At 73.7% G+C, this 5,086-nt stretch carries 4 protein-coding genes and 5 pseudogenes; 4 read left to right on the forward strand and 5 right to left on the reverse strand.

Going from position 1 to position 5,086, the window contains the following annotated elements; all coding sequences use genetic code 11:
* Positions 1-47: 47 nt before the first annotated feature.
* Positions 48-362, reverse strand: a pseudogene (locus tag ACWC9T_RS40700) (IS630 family transposase); the annotation flags it as partial.
* Here ACWC9T_RS40700 and ACWC9T_RS40705 point away from each other — a divergent pair.
* Positions 334-678 (forward strand): hypothetical protein, encoded by a 345-nt coding sequence (locus ACWC9T_RS40705; RefSeq protein ID WP_449826064.1) that lies wholly within the window; start codon positions 334-336, stop codon positions 676-678. The pseudogene ACWC9T_RS40700 and the gene ACWC9T_RS40705 sit on opposite strands and share 29 nt — an antisense overlap.
* A 1-nt stretch (position 679) precedes the next feature.
* On the opposite strand, the gene ACWC9T_RS40710 is transcribed toward ACWC9T_RS40705, so the two are convergent.
* Entirely contained in the window at positions 680-1,159 is a 480-nt protein-coding gene (locus ACWC9T_RS40710; protein ID WP_449826065.1) for a hypothetical protein, read from the reverse strand.
* A gap of 204 nt (positions 1,160-1,363) precedes the next feature.
* On the opposite strand from ACWC9T_RS40710, the pseudogene ACWC9T_RS40715 reads away from it, so the two are divergent.
* Positions 1,364-1,558, forward strand: a pseudogene (locus tag ACWC9T_RS40715) (trypsin-like serine protease); the annotation flags it as partial.
* Positions 1,559-1,574: 16 nt separating this feature from the next.
* Here ACWC9T_RS40715 and ACWC9T_RS40720 read toward each other — a convergent pair.
* Entirely contained in the window at positions 1,575-2,795 is a 1,221-nt protein-coding gene (locus ACWC9T_RS40720) for an ROK family protein (protein ID WP_449826066.1), read from the reverse strand.
* Positions 2,796-2,945: 150 nt separating this feature from the next.
* Positions 2,946-3,803 (reverse strand): SDR family NAD(P)-dependent oxidoreductase, encoded by an 858-nt coding sequence (locus tag ACWC9T_RS40725; protein ID WP_449826067.1) that lies wholly within the window; start codon positions 3,801-3,803, stop codon positions 2,946-2,948.
* Between the two features lie 544 nt (positions 3,804-4,347).
* On the opposite strand from ACWC9T_RS40725, the pseudogene ACWC9T_RS40730 reads away from it, so the two are divergent.
* Positions 4,348-4,590: pseudogene (locus ACWC9T_RS40730) on the forward strand (SpoIIE family protein phosphatase); the annotation flags it as partial.
* 59 nt (positions 4,591-4,649) lie between these two features.
* Here the strand turns inward: ACWC9T_RS40730 and ACWC9T_RS40735 are convergent.
* A pseudogene (locus ACWC9T_RS40735) lies at positions 4,650-4,774 on the reverse strand (DeoR family transcriptional regulator); the annotation flags it as partial.
* Between the two features lie 5 nt (positions 4,775-4,779).
* Between ACWC9T_RS40735 and ACWC9T_RS40740 the strand changes: the two are divergent.
* Positions 4,780-5,083 (forward strand): annotated as a pseudogene (locus ACWC9T_RS40740) (hypothetical protein); the annotation flags it as partial.
* Between the last annotated feature and the right edge of the window lie 3 nt (positions 5,084-5,086).

Raw genomic sequence — 5,086 nt, forward strand, 5'->3', positions numbered from 1 at the left:
TGGGGATCAGCCTGCCTCCAGCTTCAACCGGTCACTGCGATGACCAGCCGTGGGCTCCTCCTCCCACTCGATTCCTCAGCGCCTCGTGGCGCACGACCGAACTCGTCCATGCAGAAGATGACTTCGGGCTCGCCCTTCTCGGGTATCACCTCGCCGTCGGCGATGGCGCAGAGGTGCTCGACACGGGCCTTCTTCGCCTCGTAGCCGGGATCCTTCGAGGTCTTCCAGGTCTTCACGCGTTGAAACGAGACGCCCTCCTCGCGGAGCAGGACCCGCAGGCCCTCGTGGCTGATGTCGTTGACCACCCCCTCGGCGACCAGGAAGTCGGCCAGCTTGCCCAGGCTCCAGGTCGAGAACGGCAAGTATCACCTTGCTCGCCATAGCTCCACACTCCGATCAGCGGAGCGCGTCCGCATCCAGAGGTGGACACCTGACTACGCGCTCTGGGGCGGCTTCTGCGCCACCGTCGCCCACGCCCTGCGCCACCGCTACGGCCTCTCCGACGGGGCCTGCGCGTTCTTCGACTTCTTCGCCCAGCCCGCGACCGAGCTGGAGCAGCAGGCCGCCGACGCCCTCGGGCCCGACCCGCTGGACGAACGGACCCTGGCCACCGCCCGGGAGTACGGTCTGCCGCTCCAGGCCTACGAGCACCTGTTCTGGGACACCCTGAGCGGGTGACTCACGCCTCCCAGTGCGGCTTTCCGCTGACCATCCGGCAGTAGATCACCCGTCCGCCGGCGTCGTGGGTGCTCTTGCCCAGGTCGTCGTTCCGGCAGAACTGCCCGGCCGCATAGCAGTTGCCAGCGCTGGAGCGGATCTCGCACTGCCCCCCGCCCGCTGCCGCGGTGTGCTGCGACTCCGGGTCGGCCGGCGGCTGCGCGGTGGTGACCTTCGGCTGCGGCGCCTTGGGCGGAGTCGACTGGGGACGAATGGGCGGGGCCGCGGACGGCGCGACGTTCGAGGGCGGCGCCGGGGCGGTGGCGGCCGGCGGCGTGTTCGCGCTGGGGGTGGCCGCGACGGTCGGCGAGGACGAGGGCTTGGCCCCGTCGTCGGCCGACGACGGGCCGCAACCGGTCAGCGTCAGACCGACGGTGAGGACGAGTCCGGCGAATCCGGCCAGACCGGCCGCCCGGCGGCGGCCGGGTATCCGTGAAGGCATGGGAGGAGAACGCTCCGTTCCGTTTGGATGAGGCGTGCGATTCAAGCAGACCTCGCACACGCGGCGCGCACGGATTCCCCACTCGTTGGCAGATCGAGATCTTCCGACTACCAGGCGCAATCACTTCCGAGTCGCCGTCACCCTCCGCGGGCGACACGACCGCGGAGTCGCGCGGCACCCGCACACGCGAGCCGCCGATCGGCCGGCAGCGTCTACGGCCTCACCCACACCAACGCATGTGCCGAACCGGGCGACTCCGGCGGGTCGTTCATCTCCAGCGACCAGGCCCAGGGCGTGACCTCCGGCGGCTCCGGCGACTGCACATCGCGCGATGAGACCTTCTTCCAGCCGGTCAACCCGATCCTCGGCACCTACGGCCTGGCCCCGGCCACCGGCTGACCCCACCGACCGGCCGTCAGCGCAGCCCCGCCGTCCGGCGCTCGAACACCTCGGGGCGGGCGGTCTCCAGCGCCGTGGAGACCGCACCGAGGAGCACCGCGTCCTCCCCCAGGAGGCTCGGCGCGAGCGTCGGACGCATCGGGGCGAGCCGGTGCAGGGCCTGCTCCAGCGGTTCCAGGAGCAGGTCCGCACTGCTGCCGATGCCGCCACCGAGCACCACCAGGTCCGGGTCCAGGATCGCGGCCAGCACGGCGACGGCGTAGGCGAGCCGTTCCGCCTCCCGCTCCACCACCCGGACCGCGGCTTCCTCGCCAGCCCGGGCCCGCTCGAAGACCTGCTTGGCGGTCAGCTGCCTCCCGCCCGGCCCGGTCAGCCCGAGGTCCCGGGCGGTGCGCACCACGGCGTCGGCCGCGGCCTGCCGCTCGATGGTCGCGGCCGGCTCGCCCGGGCGGGCGGGCAGCGGCACCAGGCCGATCTCGCCCAGCGCGCCGTGCGCGCCGAGCAGCAGTTCGCCGTCCTTGACCACGCCGACCCCGAGCCCGGTGCCGACCAGCAGGTAGGCGAACATCCGGCTGCCGCGCCCGGCGCCGAGGGTGTACTCGCCGAGTGCGGCGAGGTTGGCGTCGTTGGCCACCGTGACGGCCGCGCCCAGGCCCTCCCCGATCCGGTCGAACAGCCCGGGCCGGCCCCAGCCGGGCAGGCTGGTGGCGTAGCGCACGCCGCGCCGCTCCTCGTCCCACACGCCCGGGGTGCCGATCACCGCGTGCACGATGTCCGCGGCGGTCAGGCCCGCCTCGGCGGTCGCCTCGCGCGCGGCGGCCACCACGGCGTCCGCGACGGCATCGGCGCTCCGGCCGCGGTTGGCGACGTCCTGGCGGGCGACGACGGTACCGGCGAGGTCCGCGACCGCGACCCGCAGCCGGGCCCGGCCGATGTCCACCCCGAGCACGTGACCGGCCGTCGGGTCGACCTCGTACAGCACGGCGGTGCGGCCCCGCTCGGGGGCCAGCCGCCCGGCCTCGCGGACCATCCCGGCCTGTTCCAGCCCGGCCAGGGCGGCGGAGACGGTGGGCTTGGACAGGCCGGTGTCCCGGGCCAGTTGGGCGCGTGAGGAGCCGCCGCCGGTGCGCAGCAGCTCCAGCAGCAGCCACTCGTTGTTGCTGCGCAGCCGTTGCCGGTTCCACGGCACCCCGGGGGCCCCGGCCGCCGGGCCACTGGTCGGCTGGTGGGGGCTCATCGGCTCCTCCGGTCTGCTGCTACGGCGTCGGTCGGGCGGGCCCGGCACGACCCGCGGCGTCCGGTGTCCGGCGCCGCCGCCCAAGTATGACCGGTGATCACCCGGCACCGGCCGCGTTGCCCCGCCCCCGCCGACGCGGTGCCAGTCCCATTAGGCGCCTTCGGAGGCCACCCAGCCGCCCGTCATCGCCTGCACCACGGAGCCGTCCAGGTCGGCCAGCTTGGTGCCCGCGAAGGCGCGGGCCGTCTCGGAGGTCTGCACCCGGAACGGCGGCCGCTCGGCGGTGAGCGCCGCGACGATCGGCGCGGCGGCCTCCTCGGGGGTCTGAGCGCTGCCGAAGGCCTTCAGCGTCCGGTCGACGTACGCGCTCAGGGCCGGGCCGTACGGGCCGGCGGCGGCGATGAGCGCCGGGATGTCGAGGTCCTGGTTACCGATGAACTCGCTGGCCACCGCGCCCGGTTCGACCACGGTGACGGCGACGCCGACGGTGGCGGCGGTCGGGGCCAGCGACTCCATGAAGCCCTCGACGGCGAACTTGGCCGCACAGTAGGCCTCGTTGAAGGGCTGGCCGACCACGCCGCCGACGCTGGTCACGGTGACCACCCGGCCGCGGCTGGCCCGCAGGTGCGGCAGCGCGGCCCGGGTCACCTCGACCACGCCGAAGTAGTTGACCTCCATGGCGGCGCGCACCGGCGCCAGCCCGTCCTGCTCGACGGTGCCGACGAAGCCCGCTCCCGCGTTGTTGACCACGGCGTCCAGCCGCCCGTGCCGGTCGAGGACGATGTTCAGGCAGTCGGCGACGGAGGCCGGGTCGGTGACGTCCAGCCGCTCGACCTCGATCCGCTCGGCGACACCCGCCTGCTCGGCCGCGCGGAGCAGGTTCCCGGCCCGCCCGGTGTCGCGCATGGTGGCGACCACGCGGCACCCGGAGCGGGCGGCGCTCACGGCGGCGGCGAGGCCGATCCCGGAGGAGGTGCCAGTGATCAGAACGATCTGGGCGGTTTCCATGCGGGCTTCTCCTCCTGGCTTCCGGGCGGTGTCCCGGATCCGGCGCGACTATGTGCGTGTGCACGCACTCTACAAGTGTGTGCGCACACACGCAACCGGCTCGCCCGCGGCGACAACAGCGCCTCCGGCCAGTCAAGGTTCCACCCTGCCGTGAGCGTGCCGCGTCGGCGCGTGATCATGGGCGTATGCACTTCCGGCACGGCAAGCGCGCAGAGGACTCCCGCCCGCGACACCGGAGGCCCGGTCCCTGGCGGCGACCGCGACGCCCCTCACGGTGAGCCTCGACCCGATCGCCGACAGCCACCACCACGATGACGATCCGGACCTGCTCCGCGAGGTGCTCACCACCGCCTCGGTCGCCGTCGCCCTGCTCAGCGAAGCCGGCAACCCGTACCAGAACCTCTCCCTCGCCTCCCGCTACCTGCCCTCCGGCAGCGCCACGGTGGTCGGCGGCAACTGGTACGAGACGGTCCGGCTGCCCTTCGGCCGCACCCTGCTCGCCATGGGCGACGTGATGGGGCACGGCGTCGAGGCCGCCGTCGACATGAGCCACCACCGCTCGGCGCTGCGCGACATCGCCAGCGTGGACCGGCCCCCGCACCGCATCCTGCGCCAGCTCGACAACGTCATCTCCGCCAACGACTCCGCCCGGCGACCCGCCTGCTGGTCCTCGCCGATCCGGGCCGCAGCCGCTGGCTCCAGTGCGGGCCACCTGCCACCGGCCCTGGTCACCCCGGACCGCCCCACCGAACCGCTGCGCGTCCCCGCCGGCCCGCCGCTCGGCACCGGCCTCGGCGGCTACGAGCAGGCCACCCACCCGCTCGCCCCCGGGCAGACCATGCTGCTCAGGGCGCGGGCCACCGCGAGGCGGTGGTGCCCCCGTCCAGGATCACCGCGCTGCCGGGCCGCACCAGTGCGACCGCGGTCGCGGCGACCAGCCGCTTGCCGTCGGGGGTGACGGCCTGTCGGGCGGCGCATGAGCCCCGGCTCCGTCACCGCGCGCCTGCACTTCTACGCCGCTCCCTACACCTCGGCCGACCGCACCGGGACGGGCGGCGGGACCGAGGAGGACGGCGAGGACCTCGAGGTCCTCGAACTGCCCTTCGCCGACGCCCTCGCCACGGTCCGTGACAGCCACCGACGGCAAGACCATCCTGCTCCTGCAATGGGCCGCGCTGGACGGCGCGTTAGGGTGCGTATTTGGTTGTGATCAAGTGGCACTCCGGGTGAGGTCCTTGATCCAGATCATCGCGCCGCGTAGGTGGAGGCCGGCGAGGTAACTC

Source organism: Kitasatospora sp. NPDC001159 (assembly GCF_053598235.1).